General features: G+C 63.3%; 27 protein-coding genes and 2 pseudogenes. 12 read left to right on the forward strand and 17 right to left on the reverse strand.

What is annotated here, in order from left to right:
* Positions 1 to 7: 7 nt before the first annotated feature.
* Positions 8 to 748 (reverse strand): Crp/Fnr family transcriptional regulator, encoded by a 741-nt coding sequence (locus ACFQPG_RS12070; protein WP_380813664.1) that lies wholly within the window; start codon positions 746 to 748, stop codon positions 8 to 10.
* 123 nt (positions 749 to 871) lie between these two features.
* On the opposite strand from ACFQPG_RS12070, the gene ACFQPG_RS12075 reads away from it, so the two are divergent.
* Positions 872 to 1,336, forward strand: a complete 465-nt coding sequence (locus tag ACFQPG_RS12075; RefSeq protein WP_380813667.1) for a hypothetical protein — start codon at positions 872 to 874, stop codon at positions 1,334 to 1,336.
* Between the two features lie 196 nt (positions 1,337 to 1,532).
* Here ACFQPG_RS12075 and ACFQPG_RS12080 read toward each other — a convergent pair.
* From ACFQPG_RS12080 to moaA, 3 genes and pseudogenes are all read right to left on the reverse strand, one after another.
* A pseudogene (locus ACFQPG_RS12080) lies at positions 1,533 to 1,796 on the reverse strand (carbonic anhydrase); the annotation flags it as partial.
* A 160-nt stretch (positions 1,797 to 1,956) separates the two neighbouring features.
* The gene (locus tag ACFQPG_RS12085; protein ID WP_380813670.1) at positions 1,957 to 2,700 is read right to left on the reverse strand and encodes a sulfite exporter TauE/SafE family protein; all 744 of its coding nucleotides are present in this window, start codon (positions 2,698 to 2,700) and stop codon (positions 1,957 to 1,959) included.
* A 12-nt stretch (positions 2,701 to 2,712) separates the two neighbouring features.
* Positions 2,713 to 3,720: a GTP 3',8-cyclase MoaA gene (moaA, locus tag ACFQPG_RS12090; protein WP_380813673.1), complete on the reverse strand. Its 1,008-nt coding sequence runs from the start codon at positions 3,718 to 3,720 to the stop codon at positions 2,713 to 2,715.
* A gap of 87 nt (positions 3,721 to 3,807) precedes the next feature.
* On the opposite strand from moaA, the gene hemN reads away from it, so the two are divergent.
* On the forward strand, positions 3,808 to 5,145 hold the full coding sequence (gene hemN / locus ACFQPG_RS12095) for an oxygen-independent coproporphyrinogen III oxidase (protein WP_380813676.1): 1,338 nt from the start codon (positions 3,808 to 3,810) through the stop codon (positions 5,143 to 5,145).
* A 10-nt stretch (positions 5,146 to 5,155) separates the two neighbouring features.
* On the opposite strand, the gene ACFQPG_RS12100 is transcribed toward hemN, so the two are convergent.
* Positions 5,156 to 7,378: an adenosylcobalamin-dependent ribonucleoside-diphosphate reductase gene (locus ACFQPG_RS12100; RefSeq protein WP_380813679.1), complete on the reverse strand. Its 2,223-nt coding sequence runs from the start codon at positions 7,376 to 7,378 to the stop codon at positions 5,156 to 5,158.
* A 138-nt stretch (positions 7,379 to 7,516) separates the two neighbouring features.
* On the opposite strand from ACFQPG_RS12100, the gene ACFQPG_RS12105 reads away from it, so the two are divergent.
* Positions 7,517 to 8,164 (forward strand): NnrU family protein, encoded by a 648-nt coding sequence (locus tag ACFQPG_RS12105; protein WP_380813682.1) that lies wholly within the window; start codon positions 7,517 to 7,519, stop codon positions 8,162 to 8,164.
* Here the strand turns inward: ACFQPG_RS12105 and ACFQPG_RS12110 are convergent.
* Complete coding sequence (locus tag ACFQPG_RS12110; protein ID WP_380813685.1) at positions 8,156 to 9,370, reverse strand: NnrS family protein; 1,215 nt, start codon at positions 9,368 to 9,370, stop codon at positions 8,156 to 8,158. The two genes, ACFQPG_RS12105 and ACFQPG_RS12110, sit on opposite strands and share 9 nt — an antisense overlap.
* A 110-nt stretch (positions 9,371 to 9,480) precedes the next feature.
* On the opposite strand from ACFQPG_RS12110, the gene ACFQPG_RS12115 reads away from it, so the two are divergent.
* Positions 9,481 to 9,843, forward strand: a complete 363-nt coding sequence (locus ACFQPG_RS12115) for a hypothetical protein (RefSeq protein ID WP_380813687.1) — start codon at positions 9,481 to 9,483, stop codon at positions 9,841 to 9,843.
* A gap of 3 nt (positions 9,844 to 9,846) precedes the next feature.
* Here the strand turns inward: ACFQPG_RS12115 and ACFQPG_RS12120 are convergent, their stop codons facing one another.
* The 6 genes and pseudogenes from ACFQPG_RS12120 to ACFQPG_RS12145 all read right to left on the reverse strand — a co-directional run.
* Positions 9,847 to 10,488 (reverse strand): response regulator transcription factor, encoded by a 642-nt coding sequence (locus ACFQPG_RS12120; protein ID WP_380813689.1) that lies wholly within the window; start codon positions 10,486 to 10,488, stop codon positions 9,847 to 9,849.
* Positions 10,481 to 11,638, reverse strand: a complete 1,158-nt coding sequence (locus ACFQPG_RS12125) for a sensor histidine kinase (RefSeq protein ID WP_380813691.1) — start codon at positions 11,636 to 11,638, stop codon at positions 10,481 to 10,483. The genes ACFQPG_RS12120 and ACFQPG_RS12125 overlap by 8 nt, the downstream gene beginning before the upstream one ends.
* Positions 11,639 to 11,693: 55 nt before the next feature.
* Positions 11,694 to 12,209 (reverse strand): response regulator transcription factor, encoded by a 516-nt coding sequence (locus ACFQPG_RS12130; RefSeq protein ID WP_380813693.1) that lies wholly within the window; start codon positions 12,207 to 12,209, stop codon positions 11,694 to 11,696.
* A 162-nt stretch (positions 12,210 to 12,371) separates the two neighbouring features.
* Complete coding sequence (locus tag ACFQPG_RS12135; protein WP_380813696.1) at positions 12,372 to 12,719, reverse strand: hypothetical protein; 348 nt, start codon at positions 12,717 to 12,719, stop codon at positions 12,372 to 12,374.
* Entirely contained in the window at positions 12,716 to 12,916 is a 201-nt protein-coding gene (locus ACFQPG_RS12140; protein ID WP_380813698.1) for a hypothetical protein, read from the reverse strand. Before ACFQPG_RS12140 ends, ACFQPG_RS12135 begins: the two co-directional genes overlap by 4 nt.
* A gap of 32 nt (positions 12,917 to 12,948) precedes the next feature.
* Positions 12,949 to 13,074, reverse strand: a pseudogene (locus tag ACFQPG_RS12145) (IS110 family transposase); the annotation flags it as partial.
* A 1-nt stretch (position 13,075) separates the two neighbouring features.
* On the opposite strand from ACFQPG_RS12145, the gene ACFQPG_RS12150 reads away from it, so the two are divergent.
* Complete coding sequence (locus tag ACFQPG_RS12150) at positions 13,076 to 14,092, forward strand: IS30 family transposase (protein WP_380813787.1); 1,017 nt, start codon at positions 13,076 to 13,078, stop codon at positions 14,090 to 14,092.
* 1,161 nt (positions 14,093 to 15,253) lie between these two features.
* Here ACFQPG_RS12150 and ACFQPG_RS12155 read toward each other — a convergent pair.
* The 4 genes from ACFQPG_RS12155 to ACFQPG_RS12170 all read right to left on the reverse strand — a co-directional run bounded on the left by ACFQPG_RS12155 (position 15,254) and on the right by ACFQPG_RS12170 (position 18,814).
* Positions 15,254 to 15,601, reverse strand: coding sequence for a hypothetical protein (locus ACFQPG_RS12155; protein ID WP_380813701.1), 348 nt, complete (start codon positions 15,599 to 15,601; stop codon positions 15,254 to 15,256).
* A gap of 655 nt (positions 15,602 to 16,256) precedes the next feature.
* Entirely contained in the window at positions 16,257 to 16,709 is a 453-nt protein-coding gene (locus ACFQPG_RS12160; RefSeq protein WP_380813703.1) for a hypothetical protein, read from the reverse strand.
* A gap of 297 nt (positions 16,710 to 17,006) precedes the next feature.
* Entirely contained in the window at positions 17,007 to 17,237 is a 231-nt protein-coding gene (locus tag ACFQPG_RS12165; RefSeq protein WP_380812817.1) for a hypothetical protein, read from the reverse strand.
* Between the two features lie 953 nt (positions 17,238 to 18,190).
* Positions 18,191 to 18,814, reverse strand: coding sequence for a class I SAM-dependent methyltransferase (locus ACFQPG_RS12170; RefSeq protein ID WP_380813706.1), 624 nt, complete (start codon positions 18,812 to 18,814; stop codon positions 18,191 to 18,193).
* A 280-nt stretch (positions 18,815 to 19,094) separates the two neighbouring features.
* Between ACFQPG_RS12170 and ACFQPG_RS12175 the strand changes: the two genes are divergently transcribed.
* The 7 genes from ACFQPG_RS12175 (at position 19,095) to ACFQPG_RS12205 (ending at position 23,090) form a co-directional block, all read left to right on the forward strand.
* Entirely contained in the window at positions 19,095 to 19,439 is a 345-nt protein-coding gene (locus tag ACFQPG_RS12175; protein ID WP_380813709.1) for an ArsR/SmtB family transcription factor, read from the forward strand.
* A complete protein-coding gene (locus ACFQPG_RS12180; protein ID WP_380813711.1) occupies positions 19,436 to 20,371 on the forward strand; it encodes an MBL fold metallo-hydrolase in 936 nt (311 codons plus the stop codon). The genes ACFQPG_RS12175 and ACFQPG_RS12180 overlap by 4 nt, the downstream gene beginning before the upstream one ends.
* 15 nt (positions 20,372 to 20,386) lie before the next feature.
* The gene (locus ACFQPG_RS12185) at positions 20,387 to 20,815 is read left to right on the forward strand and encodes a YeeE/YedE family protein (RefSeq protein ID WP_380813714.1); all 429 of its coding nucleotides are present in this window, start codon (positions 20,387 to 20,389) and stop codon (positions 20,813 to 20,815) included.
* 1 nt (position 20,816) lies between these two features.
* Positions 20,817 to 21,257, forward strand: coding sequence for a DUF6691 family protein (locus ACFQPG_RS12190; protein WP_380813717.1), 441 nt, complete (start codon positions 20,817 to 20,819; stop codon positions 21,255 to 21,257).
* 5 nt (positions 21,258 to 21,262) lie between these two features.
* Positions 21,263 to 21,598, forward strand: a complete 336-nt coding sequence (locus ACFQPG_RS12195) for a TIGR01244 family sulfur transferase (protein WP_380813720.1) — start codon at positions 21,263 to 21,265, stop codon at positions 21,596 to 21,598.
* A gap of 26 nt (positions 21,599 to 21,624) precedes the next feature.
* Positions 21,625 to 22,404, forward strand: coding sequence for a sulfite exporter TauE/SafE family protein (locus tag ACFQPG_RS12200; RefSeq protein WP_380813723.1), 780 nt, complete (start codon positions 21,625 to 21,627; stop codon positions 22,402 to 22,404).
* A 458-nt stretch (positions 22,405 to 22,862) separates the two neighbouring features.
* Positions 22,863 to 23,090, forward strand: coding sequence for a hypothetical protein (locus ACFQPG_RS12205; protein ID WP_380813726.1), 228 nt, complete (start codon positions 22,863 to 22,865; stop codon positions 23,088 to 23,090).
* A 447-nt stretch (positions 23,091 to 23,537) separates the two neighbouring features.
* On the opposite strand, the gene ACFQPG_RS12210 is transcribed toward ACFQPG_RS12205, so the two are convergent.
* A complete protein-coding gene (locus ACFQPG_RS12210) occupies positions 23,538 to 23,795 on the reverse strand; it encodes a hypothetical protein (protein ID WP_380813729.1) in 258 nt (85 codons plus the stop codon).
* Positions 23,796 to 23,917: the final 122 nt, after the last annotated feature.

The following is a 23,917-nucleotide window of genomic DNA, read 5'->3' on the forward strand; positions in this document are numbered from 1 at the left end:
GCGAAGATCAGGCCTCGCTGTATCCCTCGGCAACGTCGGCGAGGCCGTGGCGGTCGAGCACCTCCACTCGCGTCAGCGCGGCGAGGCGGATCAGCCGCCGATTCTTCAGCTCGGCGAACACCCGGCTGACCGTCTCCTTGGTGAGCCCAAGATAGTCGGCGATCTCCGACCGGCTCATCGGCAGGTCGATGATTTTGTGCGGCTTGCCGTCGAACCTCTCCTCCCGGTCCAGCAGGCTCATGAAAAAGGAAGCCACGCGTTCCACTGCCGACTTGCGGCCCAGCAGCACCATCTGGGCTTGGGCGGCGGCGAGTTCGTGACCGGCCAGGCGGTAAAGCTCGCGTTCCAGCGCGGGATGCTCCTCGCCGAAGTCGGCGAAGCGAGCCCGGCCGAAGCGGCACAGACGGGTGGGCTCAAGCGCTTCGGCGGTGAAGGCGTGCTCGCCCCCGATCGATGCGCCAAGGAAATCGCCCGGCATCATGAACCCCATGATCTGCCGCCGGCCGTCGGGCAGCAGCTTGTAGAGACGAAGCGTCCCTTGTGTGACGTTATAGACTTGGCTCGCAGGATCGCCCTCATGGAACAGCGGCTGCCCTTCCTGAAGCTGGAGATTGCTGCCGCAGTCCTTGAGCTCGGCCAGCTCCAGCGGCGGCAGGACTCCGCACACCGCGACCTTGCGCGCTTCGCAGCCATAGCAGGGGTGGCCGTGCGGAAGTGGGGAAAGCTCGCGGACCGGAAGCGTGGCCATGAACTGGCTCCCTTAAGCTGAAATGCCGATGCAAGAGGCGAGCTAAATGATCTGGCTCAAATCGGACATACGCAGTCTTCCCTATTCTCAAGGCCCCAGATCACAGCCCCGCGAGTCTGCCCCATGCCCGAGTTCCGCATTACCGAGCTTGCGGGCGAGCGGATCGAAGAAGCCTTCGCGCTGGTCCGGCTGGGAACGTCGCTGAGCCGATCGGAATGGCGCGACCTGACCGCCCGACTGTCGGCGCAGTTAGGCGGTGTGCTGGGAATCTCGGCCGGCGGGGTCATGCTTGGCCTCGCCGGTTACTGCATAGAGGATCGGGCGGAGGAGGGGCGTTGGCTGCGGGTGGACCCGTTCATCGTCTTTGAACTGAGTTCGTCCGCCCCGGTCCGCACCACCTTGGTCGATGAGCTGCGCGCCGTTGCCGACCGTCTCGACAGCGATTTCCTCGCGATCAACGCCGTGCGGCGCGGACTGCTGGACGCTTATTCGGCGGCGAGCGGGGCCTCCTCGACACAGTCCACCGTTGCCCAGCTGCCTGTGGAGGGATCGAGCATGCGCAGCAGCCCGTCGCCGATGTCGAAGTAAGTGCCGTGGATTTCCAGATTGCCGGTCGCTTCGGCCTCGCAGAAGCTGCCGGAAAGCTGCGCAGATTGTCATGCTGACCCGGATGGAGGCCAGCTCCAGGGCCCCGCTGCGCATCGACGTCGGGGCTGATCGCGGCTGCCGCCATCACCTTTTGACGGGCCGGTTCGATGATCTCCATCCAGTGGTGGATGAAGCCGCGGTCGCACTCGGGTGAGTGGGCGAACTGGCCCGACAGCGATGCCTGGATGCCACCGCAGCGTCCGTGGCCGAAGATCACGATGTGCCCGATGCCAAGCTGGGTGACGGCATATTCGATCGCCGCGCTTGCGCTGTCGCGCTTGCCGTCGCGCTCGCATGGCGGGACCAGCGCGGCGATGTGGCGGAGGACGAAGATCTGGCCGGGCGCGGCATCGAACACGACAGTGGGATCGACCCGGCTGTCGCAGCAGGCGATCACCATCACCGGCGGCGTCTGCCCCAGCGCAGCCAGCGCGTCATAGCGTGCCTGCTGCTCCTGGTAGCGCCCCCGGCGGAAGCTTCGATAGCCTTCGAGAAGTGCGTTGCCGTCGGAATAGCAACGCACGGCGGCCGCGCGGCATAGGTAATCTCCGCAAGGCCCCTCAATATAGACCAAGCAGCTTCACTCCCGCCACGATCAGCACCATCCCCAACGCCTTGAGAATGATTGGCGCTGGCAGCCGAATGCCGAGCGTCGTTCCCACCAGGGCTCCCGCGAGCACCGACCCGGCAAACAGCGGCAGGTTGGCCGGCAACTGCTGCACGGACGCGAGATTGCCGAGCAGCCCCGCGGCCGAATTGAACAGGATGAACAAAGACGCGACGCCCGAGGTCGGTTTGGGAGCGGACCAAGCCATGAACAGCAGCAGCGGCGACAGGAAGATGCCCCCGCCGGTGCCGGTCAGACCGGACAGAAGCCCGATGCCCGCACCGAGCAGGATCGCCAGCCAGACGGGGGGATCGTGCGTTTCTCGCAACGCCTTGATCTCGCGCGGCCAGAGCAGGCGGGCCGCGGAAAGTAGCAGCACGATCCCGACCAGCGGCCGGTAAACCTCCCCCGGCAGCTGCAGCACCCCGCCGATGAACGCGAAGGGTAGGGCGCCAAGCAGGAACGGCCACAGGGTGCGCCAGCGGAACAGCCCGGCCTTGATGAACCGGGCCGATCCGAAGGCCGCGACGATGATGTTCAGCACCAGCGCAGTGGGCTTCATGCTCGCGGGTGGTACGCTCCATAGTGCCATCAAGGCGAGGTACGCTGACGCCCCCGCATGGCCGACGCTTGAATAGAGCGCCGCGCCGATCCCCATGCAGAGGGCGAGCAGCAGGTCGCCTTCCAGTCCCCCCATCAGGCCCGACCGTCAGCCGCCGGTCACGCTCATGTGGCGTTGCACCGCCGGCGCGGCTGCAGCGATCCGGAAGTCATGGCCCTTGGGCTTCCCGGCCAGCAGTTCGTCTAGCGCGCGGTCGACGAGTTCCGGCCCGCCCGCGCGCAGCAGGTCCCGCAACTCGACCTTCTGGTCGTGCCCGAGGCAGCCGTAGACCGTTCCCGTCGCCGCCACCCGGATGCGGTTGCAGCCTTCGCAGAAGTTCCTCGTCATCGGCGTGATCAGGCCCAGGCGAGCGCACAGCCCTTCCACCTCGAAATAACGCGCCGGCCCACCGGTGCGCCGGAATGACGGCTTCAGCCGGAAGCGCTGCTCCAGCCGACCGCGGACTGCGTCGAGCGGCAGGTAATGGTCGGTGCGGTCCTCCTCCACTTCGCCCAGCGGCATGGTTTCGATCAGCGTCAGGTCGTGGCCCTCGCGATCGCACCACAGTAGCATGTCCTCGAGCTCGTCCTCGTTGAGGCCCTTGAGACCAACCATGTTGATCTTGACCTGCAGTCCGGCGTCGCGGGCCGCCGCGATGCCGCGGAGCACCTGGCCGAGGTCACCGAGGCGGGTGATAAAGCGGAAGCGCTCCGGATTGCGCGTATCCAGACTGACGTTCACTCGCCGCACTCCGGCCGACTGAAGCGCGGCGGCGGTCTTTTCCAGCTGAGTGCCGTTGGTGGTGAGGGTGATCTCCTCTAGCCCATGTCCGATCCGCTCGCCCAGGGCGCGGACCAGCTCCATGATCCCGCGGCGGACCAGCGGCTCGCCGCCGGTCAGGCGGATACGGTTCACGCCGCGCGCGATGAAGATGTCGGCCAGGGCGATCAGCTCCTCGATGGTCAGGATCTCCGACTTGGGCAGGAACACCATCCGCTCCGCCATGCAATAACGGCAGCGCAGGTCGCAGCGGTCGGTGACGGACAGGCGGACATAGCTGATTCGGCGGCCGAAACTGTCGATCATGTCGCCGCCGCCGTGCATGTTCTCTCCCATGGGCTGGCCTCGCCCTAAGCCGCTTCATTGCCCTCCCGAATGATCCAGCGCAAATAGGGGATTGCCGCAAGCTGCTATCGGGCAACGATGACCGCGACCATCGACCCCGACGTGCTGGCCCGCTATGGTAGCCGCAACATTCCCCGTTATACCAGCTACCCCACGGCCCCACATTTCAGGCCCGCGCCGGATATCGGTCTCTATCGCGAATGGCTAGCGGCGGTCCCCGCCGACGAGCCCGTGTCGCTCTATGTCCATGTGCCCTTCTGCCGCGCCATGTGCTGGTACTGCGGATGCCACACCAGCGTCACCCACCGCGACGCTCCGATCGATCGCTATCTTCATGCGCTCCGATCCGAACTCGCCGCTGTTGCGGCTGCGCTGCCCGGACGAGTGCCGGTTCAGCACCTGCATTTTGGTGGCGGAACGCCCACCCTGATGGAGCCGGACGGATTCAGGCGGTTGATGGGGCAGCTCAGGGCCGCATTCAACTTCCGGACGGACGCCGAGGTGGCGATCGAGATCGACCCGCGCACGCTGGAGCAGCCGATGATCGAGGCGCTCGCGGCGGGCGGAGTGAACCGCGCTAGCCTGGGTGTGCAGAGCTTTGACCTTAAGGTCCAGCAGGCAATCAATCGGGTCCAGAGTTTCGAGATCACCAGGGACGCGGTGAAAGGGCTGCGGCGACATGGCATCGACCAGCTCAATTTCGACCTGATCTATGGCCTGCCTCACCAGAGCGTGGAATCCTGCATCGACACCCTGCGGCAGGCCGTGTCGCTGCGGCCGGACCGGCTGGCGGTCTTCGGCTATGCCCATGTGCCCGGCTTCAAGCCGCACCAGCGCAAGATCGACGAGAGCACTCTTGGCCGGGCCGCCGAGCGGCTGGCGCAGGCGGAGGCGATCGCGCGTGCCCTGATCTATGCGGGTTATGTCCCGATCGGTCTCGACCACTTCGCCTTGCCCGGCGATCCGCTGACGCTGGCAGCCGCTCGCGGCCAGCTGCGCCGCAATTTCCAAGGCTACACCACCGACGCATGCACTACCCTGCTTGGGTTCGGCGCGTCGGCGATCGGACGGGTGCCGGACGGGTTCGTCCAGAACGCAGTGCTCATTCCCGATTACGAAAAGCGCATCCGGGACAGTGGCCTGGCGCTCGCCCGGCATTGCCCGACCGACGGCGAGGACCGCCGCCGGGGCGCTCTGATCGAGCAACTGATGTGCCAGTATCGTGCGGACCTTTCCGGCGCCGGGGACCTGGTTGACGAAACAAAGCTCGAGCCGCTGGTCAGCGACGGGATCATCCGCCGCAAAGGATCGGTTATCGAGGTGCGACCCGAGGCACGGCCGTTGGTCAGGGCCGTGGCGGCGGCATTCGACGCCTATCTGGACGAAGGCGCGGGCCGCCACGCCAGCGCCGTGTGAGCCTGTCCGTTCAGCCGCACTTCGAGTAGCCGCACTCCAGGCAGTTGTTGCACCCTTCGACCTTGACCATGCTGGCCGAACCGCACTGCGGACAGGCGACGCGGGGAGCCGCCGCCGCGACTTCCGGCTCGGGCTGCGGACTGGCCGTCACTCCCGCCGAGGGCAATCCGGCAAGGTGCCGTTCGATGATGTCGCCGATCGCCGCCAGCAGCGAGGGCACATATTTGCCCTGCATCCACGCGCCCCCTCGCGGGTCGAAAACGGCCTTCAGTTCCTCCGCCACGAACGCCACGTCGGGCGAGCGGCGGAACACGGCGGAGATCATCCGGGTCAGCCCCAGCGTCCAGGCATAATGCTCCATGTTCTTGGAGTTGATGAAGATCTCGAACGGCCGCCGCTCGTCGCCTTCGCCGATGTCGTTGAGGGTGACATAGACCGCATGCGCGCTGTCGGGCCATTTCAGCTTGTAGGTAGCGCCGTGCAGCGCCTCGGCCCGTGGCTCGAGCGGCGGATGGGTGGGCGCTGCCGCCTTCTTCTCCTCGCCGGTGGACAGCACCGAACCGGTGATGGCGTTCGGCCGGTAGGTGGTCAGCCCCTTGCAGCCGAGCCGGTAGCCCTCGAGGTAGATGTCGGCGAACTCGTCAAAGCCAATGTTCTCCGGGCAGTTCACCGTTTTGGAGATGCCGCTGTCCACCACTTCCTGCGCGGCGGCCTGCATTGCCAGGTGGTCGGCGGGCTTCAGCGTTTGTGCACTGACGAATAGATCGGCCCGGGGGATGGCGTCGCCCTTCAGCTTGCGCCAGACGTGCATGGCATAATCCTCGACCCGCTCCGTGCGGGTGGAGCCATCCGGCTGCCGGATCTTGCGGTCGTAGCTGTAGGCGAACACCGGCTCGATGCCCGACGAGACGTTGCCGGCCAGCAGCGAGGTCGTGCCGGTCGGCGCGATGGAGGTCAGGCAGCCGTTGCGCAGCCCATGCTCGGCGATCAGCACCCGCGTCTCTTCATCCAGCGCCCGGACGCTCGGCCGGTCCAGCATCGCCGGATCGTAGAGCGGAAACGCGCCCTTCTCCTTGGCCAACAGCGCGGATGCCCGGTAAGCGGCGCGCTTGATCACGCCCAGCCAGCGCTTGGTCAGCGCCACCGCCTGTGAACTGCCGTAAGTGGCACCGCAGAACAGCAGGGCGTCGGCAAGTCCCGTGACGCCAAGACCGATCCGCCGCTTGGCCTTGGCTTCCGCCTCCTGGGCGGGGAGCGGATAGCGCGAGATGTCGATCACATTGTCGAGCATGCGCACCGCCGTTTCGGTGAGCTCGGCCAGGTGCTGCTCGTCCAGCTCCGCCTCCGGCTCGAACGGCCTATCCACCAGTCTTGCGAGGTTCAGCGAACCAAGCAGGCAGGCGCCATAGGGCGGCAGCATCTGCTCCCCGCACGGATTGGAGGCGCTAATCGCCTCGCAATGCGCCAGGTTGTTGAGCGCGTTCACCCGGTCGATGAAGATCACGCCGGGCTCCGCGCAATCATAGGTGGAGCGCATCAGTCGCTCCCACAGTTCCCTTGCGCGAACCGTGCGGTAGGTCTTGCCCCCGAAGCGCAGCGCCCAGTCCTCGTCGGCGGCAAGCGCCGCCATGAAAGCGTCGCTGACCAGCACCGAGATGTTGAAGTTGCGGAACCGCCCGGCGTCGCGCTTGCTGTCGATGAATGCCTCGATGTCTGGATGGTCGATCGCCAGGCAGCCCATCATCGCCCCGCGCCGCTGGCCGGCCGAGATCACCGTCCGGCACATCGAATCCCAGCAGTCCATGAAGGTCAGCGGGCCCGACGCCTCCGCCCCTACCCCAAGCACGGGCGCGCCGCTCGGGCGAACGGTGGAAAAGTCCATGCCGATCCCGCCGCCCTGCTGCATGGTGACGGCAGCTTCCTTCAGATGCTCGAAGATGCCGTCCAAGCTGTCCGGCACCGTGCCCATCACGAAGCAGTTGAACAAGGTGACGGAACGCTCCGTGCCCGCACCGGCAAGCACCCGACCGGCCGGGAGGAAGTGGAAGTCCCGGATGGCTTCCTCGAATCGGGCCTGCCATTGCGGGCGCAACTCCGTGTCCTCGGCCTGCGCGACTGCTTTCGCGACCCGGGCCGCAGTCGCGCCGAAGCTCGAATCGCCAGCGCCTTGCGCCGGCAGGAAGCGATACTTGGCCGACCAGATTTCCTCGGCGATGGCGATCTCGAAACTCATGGCTACTTCCCCGATGTTGTGGGGCTGGATGCTACGTTCCACCATATATAGTAAATTGATGTGGATCATTGCAGGGGTGAGGAGCAGAGATTCGTCCACAGATGCTTGTTCCCCATCGCCGCCGCGTTACGAGCGGCGATGATTGAGTTTCTTCTCGCACTACTCGTATTCCTCGCCGCTCACAGCATTCCGGCCCGGCCCGCCGTCCGCTCGAGGTTCGTCGCGGCGCTCGGCGAGCGGCCCTACCTAGTCCTGTATTCGCTGCTGTCGATCGGGCTGCTCGCCTGGCTGATCAGCGCGGCGGTGCGCGCGCCCGTCACCCCGCTCTGGCCCACCAGCCTCTTCACCTATTACCTCGCACTGGCGTTGATGCTGCCCGCCAATTGGCTGTTGATCGGCGGCCTGCTGACCCCCAACCCGGTGTCGATCAGCTTCAGGCGGAGATCCTTCGATCCAACTCGGCCCGGGCTGGTCGCGGTCACTCGTCATCCCGTCCTGTGGGGCTTCGCGCTATGGGCCCTGCTGCACACGATTGCCAACGGGGACCTGGTCTCTCTGATCATGTTCGGTGGGCTGCTGCTGTTTTCCCTCGCCGGCATGAGGCTGCTCGATCGCCGGCGCAGGCGTCAACTGGGCGAGGGGGAATGGCGCCGGCTGCGTGAGAGCGGGCGGCGATGGTCGGCAGCGCAACTCCTCACAACCTTTGGCGGTGGCACCCTGTTCTACTTTGCCGCACTCCATTTGCACCCGCTGTGGGGTCCGGACGTCGGCGCGCTGCTATTCTGACTCGCCGAGCCTCCGCCCAAAGAGGATCGGTCCGTAGCGCAGGAGGAACAGGAGAAAGGCTGCTCCCCACAACAGCCCGCTCGTCCGGATCAGCTCGGCGTAGTGACCGGCCTCGATCGGTGCGGCAACGCGGGTCACGGCCCCGGCGGTGATCAGGAGGTACAGGAGCTGGGTCGCGCCATCCGCGCGGAGCTCACGCCCGGTATGGCCCAGGCTGGCACGCGTCATCACCGCCAGGATCATCGACGCCATCGCGCCGGCGGTCAGCGCGTGGATAGCAGCGGTCTGGGGGATCGCGGCGCCCAATTGGGCGGCACCAAGCAGCAGCAGTCCGACCGGGATCCAGAGGAAGGCGACATGAAGGATCAACACCAGCGGGTCGGCAAATGTCCTGTAGCCCTGCCAGCGCAGCAGGCGCACTAGCTGTAGCAGCCCGGCCGTGGTCAGCAGCACGCCTGCCAGCCCCATCCCGGGCACAGTCAGCCAAGCGAGAAACGCGACCGCGGTCACTGCGTTGGTGAGGATGTCGAACCGGCTCGGCTGGCTCGGCAGGCTGTCCCGCAGGCCTCGCTTCATCAGCCAGTTGCGGGTGAAGCTCGGGATGATCCGTCCACCGATCAATGCGATAAGAAGGGTTACAACGGCAATGCCGACGCCCATGCCAAGCAGCGGGTCTGCAGTCAGTCCGGCCATGGCAAGGTGATCGAGGGCATTGGCCAGCGCCAGCAACAGCACCATGCCGACCACCGGCAGGTTGCGGTTCTTGGCCGACAGCACTTCCTGTGCTCCTATCCAGGCAAGCAGGAGCAGGAATCCGACGTCGATCGCGGCCGCGGGAACCAGCCCAAACGTTCCGGAGAACAGCACCGCAGCTCGCCCAGCCAGCCAGAACCCGAAGAACAAGGCAAGCGGAGGACCCGCGATCGGCAATCGGCCGGTCCAGTTGGGAATGGCTGTCAGCAGGAAGCCTGCAACCACTGCTCCCACGAAGCCGAACAGCATTTCGTGACGATGCCATGCCAGGGCGTCCATCCCTGTCGGCAACTGGATTATCCCGGCGAGACTGCACAGCCACAAGGTCAGCGCAAGGATCGCCCAGCCGGCGCCTCCGAAGAAGAACGGGCGGAAGCCGCCGCGCAGGAAAGGCGGAGAGGACGCCATTCGTGCCCGGCGGAGCGCAAGCATCTGTTCACCGCGAGTCAGCATGCCATGGTCTCTGCGCCCTGATTGAACGATTGCCCAATCCGCAAAGCTACCTAGCTCGTCCGTAGATACCCTTATTTCGCGCCGCATCCCAGAACGGCAGATCGGGTGGGATGAGCTGGACATCCATCCGTCTGGAACTCGGGGAGACGGGCGAGTTCCCGAACGGCTCGGCGAGCCGTGCCTATCTGCTGCGCCTGCCACTGGCGGACGACGGCACCCTTGATGCTCGCGCTCTGGAGAGCGCCCCTGAGCAGGCCACCGTCCGGCGCCTGTGGCCGAGCGAACCCGACATTAGCGGGCAGATCGTCGCTGCCGGTGACAAATGGGTCATCATGGCCGGTCGCAGCGGCCGAAATCGCTGCCCCTTTTCGGAAATCGATCCCCGGCCCATCAGCGAAGGCGCCTTGCTGACCCTTCGGGAGAAAGGGCGGAAATTGCTGTTCCGGGTCGCAAAGCTGCGTCCCTTATCGTGATCCTCAGGCCGCGCCTTGCTCCGGCTCCTGGTCGAGCTCCGCCGCGAACGCAATTCGAAGCGCCTCGCTGAGGCTGCGAACGCTAAGCTTGTCCATCAGGTTGGCACGATGGATTTCCACGGTCCGCGGGCTGATGCCGAGGTCGTAGGCAATCGTCTTGTTGGGCAAACCGCGCACCAGCCCGGCAAGCACTTCGCGCTCACGCCCGGTCAGGACTTTCAGCCGGTCGCGCGCCTCTTCCCGGCGACATCCGCTGGCGGCCGATTGCTCCAGCCGGCCTTGGCCTTCGTCCAGGGCGGACAGCAACGTCGCCTTTTCGAACGGCTTCTCAATGAAGTCCACCGCACCAGCCTTCATCGCCTGCACGGCCAGCGCGACGTCGCCATGACCGGTCATGATGATCACGGGCAGCATGCACCCGGCTTCGCGCAAAGCCTTTTGCACCTCCAGCCCGTCCATTTCCGGCATGCGGATATCGAGCAGGATGCAGCCGGGTTCCAGAGCGCGGACTTCACGAAGAAGGGCAGCACCGCTGTTGTAGACCGCCACCCCAAAACCGGAAGTCTTCAGCAGAAAGGCGGCCGAACGCCGGATCGCCTCGTCATCGTCGACGAGGTGGACCAGCGGCCTGCCTTCCTCATTCATCGACAAACCCTCCGTCCGGGATGGTGAAGTGGAAGATCGTGCCGCCTGCCGGTCCCGGCTCGAACCAGATCCGGCCACTATGCGCTTCAATAATTGTTCGGCAGATCGACAGGCCTATTCCCATGCCCTTTTCCTTCGTCGTGACAAATGGTTGGAACATCTGCTCGGCCATCTTCGGCACGATCCCCGTGCCGGTGTCGGCAACGCTGACCCTGATAAGTCCGTCCACGTCTGCAGCGGCCGAAATGGTAAGCTGTCGGACCGGAGTTTGGAGCATTGCGTCGATGCCGTTGCGGATGAGGTTCAGCAGTACTTGCTGGATCTGGATGCGGTCCACCAGCACCGATTGTGCTGAAGGATCGATCTCCACATCCACTTCGATGCCATGTTCGCGCGAGCCGACCAACCCAAGGGCATTGGCTTCGGCTATCAGCCTTGGCAGGTGTTCGACTTTTCGCTCGGTCTGGCCGTAGGTTATGAAATCGCGCAAGCGACGAAGGATTTGACCGGCTCGAACAGATTGCCCCGCGGCTTCGTCGAGCGCTTCGCGGATCGTGTCGAGGGGCTCGCCCGCGGGCATCTCGGCGAGCATGTCCCGGGCCGCCTCGCAGTAGTTGGCAATGGCGGTCAGCGGCTGGTTTAATTCATGGGCGAGCGCCGACGCGAGCATCCCCACCTCGCTGACCCGGCCGACATGGGCCAGTTCGCTCTGCAGGTCCTGAAGGCGCATCTCGGTGTGCTGTCGCTCCGTGAGGTCACGGATGAACCCGGTGAAGATCCGATGCTCACCGACCTTGGCTTCACCCACGGACAACTCGATGGGAAAGGTGTAGCCGTCACGATGTCTGGCAGTGGTCACCCGCCCGACACCGATGATCTTGCGCTCGCCCGTGCGGAGGTAGCCGTCCAGGTAGCTGTCGTGCCGCTCCCGGTCGGGCGACGGCATCAGCATGCTCACGTTCTCGCCCAGAACCTCCGGCTCGGAGAAGCCGAACATGGCCTCGGCCGCAGCGCTGAAGGACAGGATTCTCCCCCGTTCGTCGATCACCACCATCGCGTCCGGCACCGTCGCAAGTATCGAGCGCAGGTGCGTCTCGCCAGAAACGAGAATGGGCAAAAACTGTAGGTCCGTATGCTGCAGCAAGCTCATGCCATTGGTGCTTAGCCTCCAAAGATCGCTTCAGGAATGCGTCTTTGTACCCCCGTCATTTCGAGCAATGACGCTTGAGCTTGCGCGCGAGCGTACGACGATGCATGTCTAGGCGGCGTGCGGCTTCGGAAATGTTAAAGCCGGATTGGGCCAGAGTCTCCGAAATTCGCTCCCACTCCCAGGACTTAAGCGATGCAGGCCGGTCCCCAATCGGAACGGCCGCGTTACCCTCCACCTGTTCAAACGCTTGCTCGATCACATCGGCGCCAACGGGTTTGGTCAGGTATTGGAGCGCGCCTAGCTTAATGGCTTCAACGGCGGTAGCCACGCTTGTGTAGCCGGTCACCACCACGATGCGCATTGCGGGGTTGATCCGGTGAAGCGCTTGAATGCAAGGCAAACCAGACTCCGAACCTAGCTTCAGATCGACAACCGCGAAGTCGGGGCGGAACTGCTTAAGCACCGTACTCAGATGACCGGGGGTGCCGGCAGCCGCAACTACATAGCCGCGTCGCTTAAACGACCGGGTGAGCGTCTTCGTCAGGGCGGGATCATCCTCCACGATTACCAAGCAGCCCTTGCAGCCTGAGCGCAACGACGTTGATGTACGACTTGAACGTTGCACAAGAGGGCTCGGCGACAGACGGCGGCGACCTCGAGAGTGTGCCACGCTCCGATACGCTAAAATTGATTCAGGTCATTCGTGGGCAGGAACAGGAGCAAGTAGCGTGTGCTAATGTCCGCGTTGAATCGACAGCAGACATTTGCGGCCGAGTTGGAGGCCGACCTCGCGCGCATCCTCGAGGCCGCCAAGAAGGAAGCGATTAATCGGGACGCGCTGCCCGACCGTGCCCGCAAGCAGGCGCCGGCCTATGGTGGCAAAGAGCAGCACCATCACGATCAGGATGATGGTGAGCAGCAGTTTCCTGCCGTTCTCCGGCGTAGCTCCGACCAGCGTGATGCCGAACAGCCGTAGCGCCTCGCTTGCTTGCATCGTCGCTCCCTTGTCGGAAGAGATACGGTTCACGCACCGCTTGGTTTCCGTGGCGCAGGGAACGTCATGCGACCAATAGACCTTCACTCCTGGAACAATTGTCGGGAGATGGTCATGGCATCGGCCGCTGAGCGCTGGAGCGTGCTGGAGGACATGGATGATTGGCTGCGGCTGCCGATGGCATTGCTCGGCCTTGCCTGGCTGCTGATCGTCGTAGCCGAACTGCTCTGGGGCGAGAACGCCCTGCTGTCATTGGCGAGTACGGCGGTCTGGGTGATCTTCATTGCTGAGTTCGCGCTACGCTTGCTCCTCGCCCCCGCACGTACACGGGCGGGATCAGCCGGACCTCGTGGCCGCGCTTGGTCAGCTCCCGACCCCAATGGTGAGCGCCGGCGCACGCCTCCAGCGCCACCACGCAGCGCGGCTGAGCGGCGAAGAACTGGATCAGCTTCTGGCGAGTGCCGCGACGCCGATCGCGACGGACGCTCAGTCTCGATGACCGCGAGGAGATCTCGAGAGGCCTGGCGTGCGGATTGTCGCTGCGTTCGATCGCCAGCGCTCTTGGGCGAGCACCATCGACGGTCAGTCGCGAGCTGCGGCGTAACGGCGGTTATCGCCGGTATCGTGCGGCAGCTGCGGACAAGCGTGCGTGGGATCGCGCCTTGCGACCCAAGCTGTGCAAGCTGGCGCGGCATGAAGAGTTGAGGCAGCTGGTCGCTGCCAGGTTGCATGATAACTGGTCGCCCGAGCAGATTGCCGGCTGGTTGAAGCACACCTATCCGGATGACGAGGCCCACCAGGTGTCGCACGAGACGATCTATCGCAGCCTGTTCGTCCAGGCTCGCGGCGTCCTCAAGAAGGACCTGCAGGCGCATCTACGCTCGGGCCGGGTGATCCGGCGATCGCGTCACGCCACCGGCAAGGGCGATGCTCGCGACAGCCTTGCCGACATGATCTCGATCCGCGAGCGTCCGGCCTCCGTCGAGGATCGCGCGGTGCCTGGTCACTGGGAGGGCGATCTGCTGTGCGGAGCGTCAAACAGCTATATCGTCACGCTGGTCGAGCGGCACTCGCGCTACGTGCTCTTGGCCAAGGTCCCGAACCGCGACAGCCAGTCGGTGATCACCGCGCTGATCGACCAGGCGCACCGCCTTCCCGGCGAGCTGGTCAAGTCGCTGACCTGGGATCGCGGCAAGGAGATGGCGCAGCACAAGCGGTTCACGCTGGCGACCGACGCTGCGGTCTACTTCTGCGATCCACAGAGCCCGTGGCAGCGCGGCTCGAACGAGAACACCAACGGCCTGCTGCGGCAATACTTCCCGAAGGGCACCAACCTCAGCGTCCACTCACAGGAGCGCTTGGATGAAGTGGCACGGCAGCTTAATGGACGCCCACGCAAGACGCTCGGGTTCGAAACACCGGCGGAGCGTTTTGCAGCGTGTGTTGCAATGACCGACTGAAACGGCAATCGAAACCGGACATTAGCAACTTAGCTCCGGAACAGCCGCTTCCGCGCTTCGGGCACGCAATCCCGACGGTCTCCTGACGGCCAGGTGCAGCCATCCAGCTAAGCGCCCGTCTCGGTCGTTACGAGGGTCGCCGCCCGCACCCGTAATCGGACCCTCGTTCAGCTAAGTTGCTAAGGTCCGGTTTCGAACCCAGGGTAAAGCCGCCGAGAGGAACGTTTCTTAGTGGATGACGTTCATGTCTTTGCTCATCTGCTATAGGGAGCTCGAGATGCGCGGTACCGTCGGACTGATAGTATTGATCGTGCTGGTGGTCATCGCTCTAGCTTATTTTGGGGTCGTCTAAGTCCCAGCGGCGCTTCTGGGTTCGTCGTCACCTAAGCTACTTTGCCGAGGCTTCCGCGCGATGTCCGCATCTTCCGCTCGTCGATCAAACCCTGATTGCTGGAGGTCACGGCGCTGGAGCTGTGAAGCCGAGCTGGCTTCCCCCAAACGCCGCTGTTCGCGTAGCCGGCGATGGGCCCACCTGTTTTGCACGAGACCGGCCTTTACTCGGCTACGGTTGTGGCTGTTGCGAGCCAGCCAGGACGGGCGCAGCCTCGAATAGCTCGCCTAAGACGCGCTGAACAGCAGCCCTGACTACTGAGACTTCCGGCTGCGAAGCGCGCTTACTTGCTTGCCAAGTTCAACCGTGCCCTCATGATGCTCTCGATCTGGGCTCCCGAAGAGTCCCTGATGCTGGAGCGTCTGCTCCGATTCGGCACGACAAACTCCTGTCGTGGAAATGGGCCAACGACCGCCACTCGGCGATGCCCAGACCATACCTCAGCCGAGATGTCAGGCTATGTCCAGATGCCCTATCGATCCCCTCCAGCACATCTCTGGCCTGAAAGGTTTCTGATTCAGTAAGCACATTATTGCGCAGGTAGAGGACGCGGAACTCTTCCATCTGCGATCAACCAGCTAAGGCGCGGCTCAGTCGCTCAGGTTATAGCTGATTTCCCGCACCCCACCGCATCGTGCAAGAACTGTATAGTGGTCAAAAAGTCCGCCTGCTGGCAGGTCGGCGCAGAGCGGCGCGACTATAAGCCGCACAGAAGGAGGGGCTCGCCCCGAGTAGACCGGGCGAGCCCCTCCTCGTAATCGCTGACCAGCTTAGCGGTTCTGGCTCAGCAGCTGGCGATTGACGATGTCTGCCAAGGCACGCGAACCGCTGGTTGCCGTGCAGGCCGCATCGCCAGCCTTGCGGGCATCGGCGAGCAGTGCCACCGTGGTGCCGCAGACGTTGGCTGCGACGCTGATTGGCGCCTGTACGGTAATCGGCACATTGAGGTTGTTCAGGGCCGCAATCTGCGCGTTGTTAAGGAAGTTCTGGAGGATCGTAACGTCCTGAACATTAACGGTGACAAGACCCTGCGAGTTGTTCTGGGCAGCGGCCGGGACTGCTACAGTACCAGCTGCCGAAGCGGCGAACATCAGGGCTGCAATAAGGGGCTTACGCATAAAATCTGCTCCAAGTGGAAAAGGTTCGGCAGGATTGTGTCCCTGCTCGACTTAGTTGCGCATCAACCTGTAAGACCTTGAAAGGACCCTAGAATTACACCTCCGGAACGATGTAACGACCAGAACTCGGGGCGACACGCCGGTGGATTTCTGCAACGGTCGCCTCGCGGCAAATGTCACATTTCCACCCAAACCAAGGTATTGGGCGCAACGGAATGAATGTCTCGTCCGGAACGCTATTGGGCGTATAGCTCCCCGATCCTCGAACCCGGACCAGTGGCAGGTGTGCTCTGTGCTCCTGGAGCCACACCATCCGCCTAGGTTGATTGCGCCCGGCGCCAGAACGGCCCGGCAAGGAAACCTGTCGCCCTAGTCGCGTTTCGTGACTGAATGAGCTTTGTCCCTCAAGCCTCATTCTCGAAGGGTTGATGGTCCAGCTCTCTTGTCCCGAGGGCTCGGCCATCAGCTTCCGCCTACTAGGTAGGCTGCTGAGCGCTCTTTCCTGACCCAAGGCTGAAATCCAGCTCTATGCACGCCTAAGCGGGCAGAGCCGTCAATGAGGCCCGTCTCTTATGGGCGAGACGGGCCTCTACTCTCGGTCACGTTGTGGCTGGTGTAAGCCAGCCGGGAAGCACTTGGTTGCCTTTTGGCCGCATTAACGCCAAGGCCATTCATTGGTGTCGATTACACCGTCCCGGTTGGTATCATACTGCGCCCAAGCGGACGCGCTCCAATATTCTTCACTGCTCAACCAACCGTCGCCATTTGCATCAAAGGCTCGGTAACTTGGTTCCCACGTCGCGCGATTATAAGTCGGGTAAAAGCCGCCGCCATACCAGCAGTTCGCGTATTCAGCTCGGCTGATGCGACCGTCGCGGTTCGCGTCCCAATATACGTAGCCGCTTGTCCGGTAGTTGTTCCATTCGGAAGTTGAAATGCGGCCATCAGCGTTCGCATCGATGACGACTGAGCCGCAGGGGGCATATGTAGCATTCGGGTCGAATGCCGCTACCACTGAATTAACGTCGCTTGCAACGCCGCGAACAGTGTTGCACCCGGCAAGTAACATTGCGGAGGTGAGCAGACAGGCTGCCGTCGTGATACGCATCTTGAAGTCTCCTTTGTACTCGGAAAATGACTTCTAGCCTCTCGACGCCGAGAGGGTGCTCTGCTCAACCATCAAGGCACTAACGGCGTTCCGCTGCCATTGAGTCTGGAAACGATGTCACCTGAGGCGAGCGGCGTCGCTTACAGTCTCAACAGCAGTGACTGCTCATCCGGATACCACCCATTCGGCCGTCCAGGCTGAAGGACGGAGTGCGCAAAAAAGGAAGGGGCGCCTGCATGCAGGCGCCCCTTCGACCAGGCGTGCTCAGCTGGCCGATCTCGTTACAGGTTAGAGTCGCTATTCCTTGTTATCATCCTTGGGAGCATCGACGTCCACCGTCGGCACCTCGATTGTCTTGTTCTCGGTTCCGACGTTCACCTGAGGAGCGTCCACATCGAATTCTGGAAGTTGCCCACCGCTTGCGTTTACGTCCACGTCCGGCAGCTCGCCTTCCTTAGTCTGATCAACGTCGCAGGCCGTCAGCGCAAAGCATCCAACCAGCGCAAGAGGCGTGAATTTCCGGAACATGGTTACCTCGCAGAATGATGGTGCTGCTTCTTTAACGTGCTCTTGGCGGGGAAGGTTCCGGCGGTGGAACGAATGCAATCAGTCGGATTTTCCGGCGTTCGCTTCGGCTAACTGACTGCGCTAAGAACCACGCGATGATGAGGTCTGCAGCTGTCGAACGTGCCTTGTCAGGGGATGCCGCAGTATTGCTGAGATTGTCGGACGAATGCCCGATGAGGATAGAGCGGACGTCGAAGCTCACCTAAAGTGCACCATCAGCAGGCGAGAACTCATCCTGATCTGCAGTAATGTCTGCCTCGCGTCGCGCTAGCACCCAGCGGCCGCGGCCCACCTGGACGCCTGATCAGAAGTGAGGTTCAGACATGCGCCCGGCCGGCACGCCAATCTCCGGAATCACGCACCACGAACATCAGGTCAGGCGATTGCTCGTCAGGAGCAGGCCCGGTTACTACAACTCTGGAAACCCCAGCACCGAAGTCTGCGGTCGCGTTGCCAGAGCTCCGTCTTAGAATCCTCCCGGCGAGCTTCGGCGAACATAATTGCTGCGACGTCATCCTTGGCGAGGAACTCGTGAGGAGCCCTATTGAGGCGACCGTCACTGTCGAAGAAAAACAGGCGATATTCGTGCATTAACCCCACCCCAACGCAAGCAGCTCGAATACAACAGATTTCTGTATGTGCCATTTACATCGCTGAAGACGTCAGCGCCGCTGCCGGTGCCGAACGACATGAGGTGGCGAAATCTGAAGCCTTCCATTCAAAGGGAAGCCCATCCGGGAGGCGGCAGCTGGTGGGAAGCGGAACGGCCGCTTTCGGGTCCGAGCCGGCAGAAAGCAGACGTTCGCCCGTGGGTAGCCCGGGCGACGGCTTTGCGCCCATTCCGGACTCTCCCCGGCGTAGCCAGCGATGCCGTAAGCCAGACGTTTAACCAGGCAGTTGAGGCACGACAGCTTTCAGTCGATGCGCCGAAAAGCGCACCAGTTGAACGACTGCCTGGCTCCCCAGGGAGTAGCATGCTCCTCTGGCCAGCCGTCAATCAGCTGGAAGCCGTCACCCAGCTCTGCGGCAAGACTGACTGGGTCGTATCGCTGTACAGGAAGCCCGCTGCATTTTTCGGGCCCGTCGAGAGCGAAGGTCGCGATGATGACCAGCCCGCCGTCCGTAACTCCGCGCGACAGAGCAGTACGATACGCCTCGCGTTGCTCGGGTTCGGTAAGGAAATGGAAGACGGCACGGTCGTGCCACGCATCAAACTTGCGGGGTGGGCGCCAATTAGTGATGTCGGCTACCTCCCAGCGGACCTTATCGGCCATGGCACCAAGTCGCCCCTTTGACGCCTCGAGAGCGGGCGCGGCGATGTCCAACACGGTGAGATCCTGCCAGCCTCGCGCCAGTAGGGCATCGACGAGGTTAGATGCTCCACCTCCGACGTCGATCAGCGACGAGGTTGCCGACGCTCCGAAGCGATCAAGGGCACGGAGCGACGGCTCGGGAGTCTCCTGGTACCAGCTAACCGTATTAGGAGGCTTGGCCTCGTAGACATGAGTCCAGTGCCCGTCATCGTCCGGTTGTGTCATGGGAATCAGCCTACACCAGCCTCGGGCGGTTTCACACGTTGCTCCCAGTGCGGCGGCTCGCCGGCTTTGAGACCTCGGCCGGAGAAGCCCGAACTCTGATGGGGTGCTGAAGCCGCCCACGTGACTCCGCGCGTCGCTGCAAAAGGGCAGAAAAATCAGGTGCGCCAGCGCTGACCCAAGTGATTCAGAGCCTGCGACACGAGGCTGTCTCCACGCAATCTCGCAACCCTTGCATTCCTATTAGAGAATTCTAAATTAATGTCATCTAATGGAGAATGTGATGCAGCCTGATCTCGTCAACCAGTTCAGCCGTAACGCCGCTCAGGCGGTGGGCCTGCTGAAGGCGTTGGCCAGCGAGCCCCGCCTTCTCGTGCTTTGCTATCTCGCGGAGGAAGGGGAGATGTCTGCCGGCGATCTCACCGAACAGGTAGGCCTTAGCCAGTCTGCCCTGTCTCAGCACCTCGCCAAGCTGCGAGAGGAGGGCCTCGTCGCGACCCGCAAGGAGGCCCAGATGGTCTTCTACCGCGTCTGCGATCCCAAGGCCGAGCAGTTGCTCGTGCTTCTCCACGATCTCTTCTGCCCGGAGCTGGGCCAGGAGAGCGCCACCGGAACCAAGGGAAAATGATCATGCATCAGGACATCAATCTCGAGCGTGCTGCTGCGCAGGTGCAAGCCGTGCTGCAGGGAAAGATCCGCACGCCGCATGTGAAGGCGTTCTTCGATGAGCCGACCTTCACGGCGAGCTACGTCGTGCATGACCCCGCGACCAAGGTCGCGGCGATCATCGACAGCGTGCTCGACTTCGACCAGCCATCGGGACGGACCAGCTTCGACTCCGCCGACGCCATGATCGCCTATGTCGAGGAGGAAGGCCTGAGGGTCGAGTGGCTGCTCGAGACCCACGCCCATGCCGATCATCTGTCGGCCGCACCCTATCTCCAGGAGAAGCTGGGCGGGAAGCTCGTGATCGGCGCCGAGATCGTCACCGTCCAGAATGTGTTCGGCAAGATCTTCAACGAAGGCACGCGCTTCACCCGCGATGGCTCACAGTTCGACCGCCTGCTAGTCGATGGCGACAAGCTGATGATCGGCGAGATCCCCCTGATCGCGCTTCACGTCCCCGGCCACACGCCGGCGGACATGGCCTACATCATCGGCGACGCCGTGTTCACCGGCGATACCATGTTCATGCCGGATTACGGTTCGGCACGGGCGGATTTCCCCGGCGGCGACGCGCGTCAGCTCTACCGCTCGGTCCGCCGTCTGATGAAGCTCCCGGACCAGAGCCGCGTGTTCCTCTGCCACGACTACAAGGCGCCGAACCGCGACGAATATGTCTGGGAAACGACGATGCTCGCCGAGCGCACCGGCAATGTTCACGTCCACGAGGGCGTTAGCGAGGAGGATTTTGTCGAGATGCGGACGCAGCGCGACGCGACCCTCTCGATGCCGAAGCTCATCTTGCCGTCGATCCAGGTCAACATGCGCGGCGGCCGGATGCCGGAGCCCGAGGAAAACGGCGTCAGCTACCTCAAGCTCCCGCTCAACCAGCTCTAAGCGGAGACGAAAGTCATGGAAACGATGACGCCATTGATGGCGATCGGCGGCGGCTTGCTGATCGGCACTGCCGCCGCACTCCTCCTGCTCCTGACCGGCCGCATCGCCGGCGTCAGCGGAATGGTGGCCACCGCGACGAGGATGGGCGCGGGCGGTACGCCTTGGTCAGCGGCCACGGCCTTTCTCGTCGGTCTGCCGATTGGCGCAGTGCTGATCGCGTTGCTCGTGCGGACACCGGAGGTGATGGTCACCTCGTCGGTGCCGCTCCTCATTGTTGCCGGCCTTCTGGTCGGCTTTGGAACCCGGCTGGGCAACGGCTGCACCAGCGGACACGGCGTTTGCGGAATGGCGCGGCTGTCGCCTCGATCGATTGCCGCCACTGCGACCTTCATGGCGAGTGCCGCCTCCACCGTCTTCATTCTGCGCCACGTGATCGGAGGCTGACATGCGCAATCTCTTCCCTGGCCTGATCGTAGGCGTCATCTTTGGCGCCGGTCTCGCTCTGTCCGACATGGTTAACCCGGCGCGGGTGCAGGCCTTCCTCGACGTCGCTGGTGCCTGGGATCCGACTTTGATGTTCGTAATGGGGGCGGCGCTGGTGCCGTCCGGGATCGCTTACCTGATCCGACGCCGAATGACCCGGCCGCTGCTCGGCGAGCGCTTCTTCATACCCGAGAGCCGCACGCTCGACCGCCAGCTTCTTGTTGGTGCCGGCATGTTCGGCATCGGCTGGGGTCTCGTGGGCTTCTGCCCCGGGCCCGCCGTCGCCGGGCTGGTGCTGGGCGCATGGCAACCGTGGCTGTTCGTCGTCGCGATGCTCGCCGGCATGGCGCTGCACCACCTCTTCACTGCAACTCGGGCCCCTACGCCCGCATATGAAGGATAATCACGATGGAACTCGCACGACTTTCCGATCAACTCGCAACGGGGCCGCAGGTGCGGCCGGAGGATCTCCGCGAGATTGCCGCCTCAGGCTTTGTCGGCGTCATTAATTACCGCCCGGATGCGGAAGCGCCGGACCAGCCGAGCTCGCTCGAGCTCGAGGCGGAAGCGAAGCGGGTCGGTCTTGCCTACTGGCATGTCCCCGTGGTGCCCGGAGCCATGACCGACAAGGACGTGCGCGACTTTGCCGCCGCCCTCAGCGAAGCGGACGGGCCGGTGCTCGCCTTCTGTCGCACCGGCAACCGGTCCACGGCCCTATGGAAGGCTTCACAGGCGGTCTCCTGACCCGTCGTCCGATTGGATAACCAGTCATGCTCGACACCATTCAATATCTGCTTGGAGCCGGATCGGGCGTGCTGGTCGGCTTCGTTCTAGGCTTGGTCGGCGGCGGGGGCTCGATCCTCGCCGTCCCGCTCATGGTCTATCTGGTGGGCGTCCCCAGTCCGCATGTCGCGATCGGCACCAGCGCGCTCGCGGTCGCGGCCAATGCGCTGACCGGGCTGCTCAACCACGTGCGCCACGGAAACGTGAAATGGCGGTGCTCGCTGGTCTACGCCGCCGCAGGCATCGCGGGAGCCTTCGCGGGGTCGACGGCCGGCAAGGCTTTCGATGGCCAGAAGCTGCTCTTCCTGTTCGCCATCGTCATGGTCGTCGTCGGCGTGCTGATGCTGCGCAATCGGCGCCGCGAGGGCGATCCTTCCGTCGTGCTCGGCCGCGAGAATGCGCCCAAGCTCGTCGGCTATGGCGCCGGCACCGGGCTGTTCTCGGGCTTCTTCGGCATCGGCGGCGGGTTCCTGATCGTTCCTGGCCTGGTCGCCGCGACCGGGATGCCGATGATCAACGCGATCGGCTCATCGCTCGTGGCGGTGACTGCCTTCGGGCTGACAACCGCCGCCAACTACGCCTTCTCCGGCTTGGTAGATTGGGCCCTCGCCGGCGTCTTCATCGTCGGCGGCGTGGCCGGCGGCTTCCTCGGCGCGCGCCTTGCGAAGCACCTCTCTGGCACGCAAGGTCGCCTGACCACCGTGTTCGCCGGCCTGATCTTTGTCGTCGCCGCCTACATGCTCTGGAAGAGCGCTGCCGCGCTCTGACCGGACGAAATCGGAGAGTTGTATGACCTGCGCTTGCTGCCCACCCTCCGAATGGCACTGGTTCCGCTGGGTGATCGCCGCTCAGCCCTTATTGGCCGGAGTCCTTTACCTCTGGGCTTATGGTTGAGGCCGGTGCCGCCGGGGCTGGTGTCGCCCCCGTCTATTGTGGCCGCACTTCTCGCTGCGAGCGCGGTGCTGAGGTCTCGTCGGCTGGATGATCGCCAGGGTGCCTCGTCACCCTGCATAAGCTAACGGCCACCTTGCGCTTCCGATTGCCAGAAGCCGACGGTCTGCCTTCGTCGAGGATCAGTCACTCGGATACGTCTTCTAAAGCAACCTAAGTATTTGACTCGCTTTTATTTTCTATCCGATCTAAAGCTTGCTTCAAGCAGCCCTCCCCAGTGAGCCCGGACTGCTGAGAGTCTTAGCCACGCTCCCGCTCGAAGCAGGAGACAGCTATGTCCTCCCAGTTCCCAGTCGACGGCCGCGAGGCCCCGAACGTTCACGAATTCACGAATAATCACGCGAGCGACATAAGGCTTGACCTTGCTGCGCTGCGTAACAGCGTCACCCTTGCCTGGCAGGAGCGCGGCGTCATGCTCACACTGGAGGAACGAAAAGACCTACGGGACGAGATTCAGGATCTTTGCCGGTATCTTTCCGATTTAACGGCTTCAGGCGATTAGCCACGTCTCTGCCGCGCCAATAAACTCGATCGGTCGATCGCTGCCGAGAAGCGATCTGCCGACGAGGGGCCGCTCTATGAGATTGCCGGAGAAGTCCGGACCATCTGCTTCCGGCCACTTGCGGACGCTCGGACTATTCTACCCCGAACAGCTGGTTGTGGTGGGAAGCGGAACGGCGGCTTTCGGGCCCGCATCGGCAGAAAGCAGACGTTCGCCCGTGCGAAGCCCGGGCGACGGCTTAGCGCCCTTCGAAGACGCTCACGCCAGTCGGGTGGTCACCCGTGATCGGAAGTCCGTTCAGTTAAGTTATCGATCTCCGGGAGCAGCTTATTGCGGACGCCTCTCGCTGCACAGGTCAACAGTCTGTTGATGCTGTTTAATTAGACAGGCACATCCACTGCTACCTTCGGGTGGAGATTGGGGTCGGCAGTGGGGTGTCGGCCCTAGTTACTTCACGTGATCTAAGCCTAGCTCTTCAGGCGGTTCAACAAAGACGCCGCCAGCTATCCTGTCCCCCACCCACTTGATCTCAGCCCGCGCCCTTGACCCTCGTGCCGAGATGATAGTTACGAGATCTCCCGAGAGAAGCTCATCCTCGTGCCTAATCTTGAATCCAGCACGGGAGAGATCGAGGAAGTCAATGCTGATCGACCTTCCGTCCTCAGTTCCAAGCTCAGCAGGCTGAGACACGTCGATCCTCGGCAAGTACGTTCACATCAATCCCGCACACCGCCGCAGCTACCGAGACGGGCACCTGAACAGTGACTGGGATGTTGCTGATATCGACGCTGAGATTTTGAGCTAGGTTGTTCGCTACGTTGCTGACG

The sequence above is a fragment of the Sphingomonas sp. GCM10030256 genome (genome assembly GCF_042666415.1).
Classification (GTDB): domain Bacteria; phylum Pseudomonadota; class Alphaproteobacteria; order Sphingomonadales; family Sphingomonadaceae; genus Sphingomicrobium.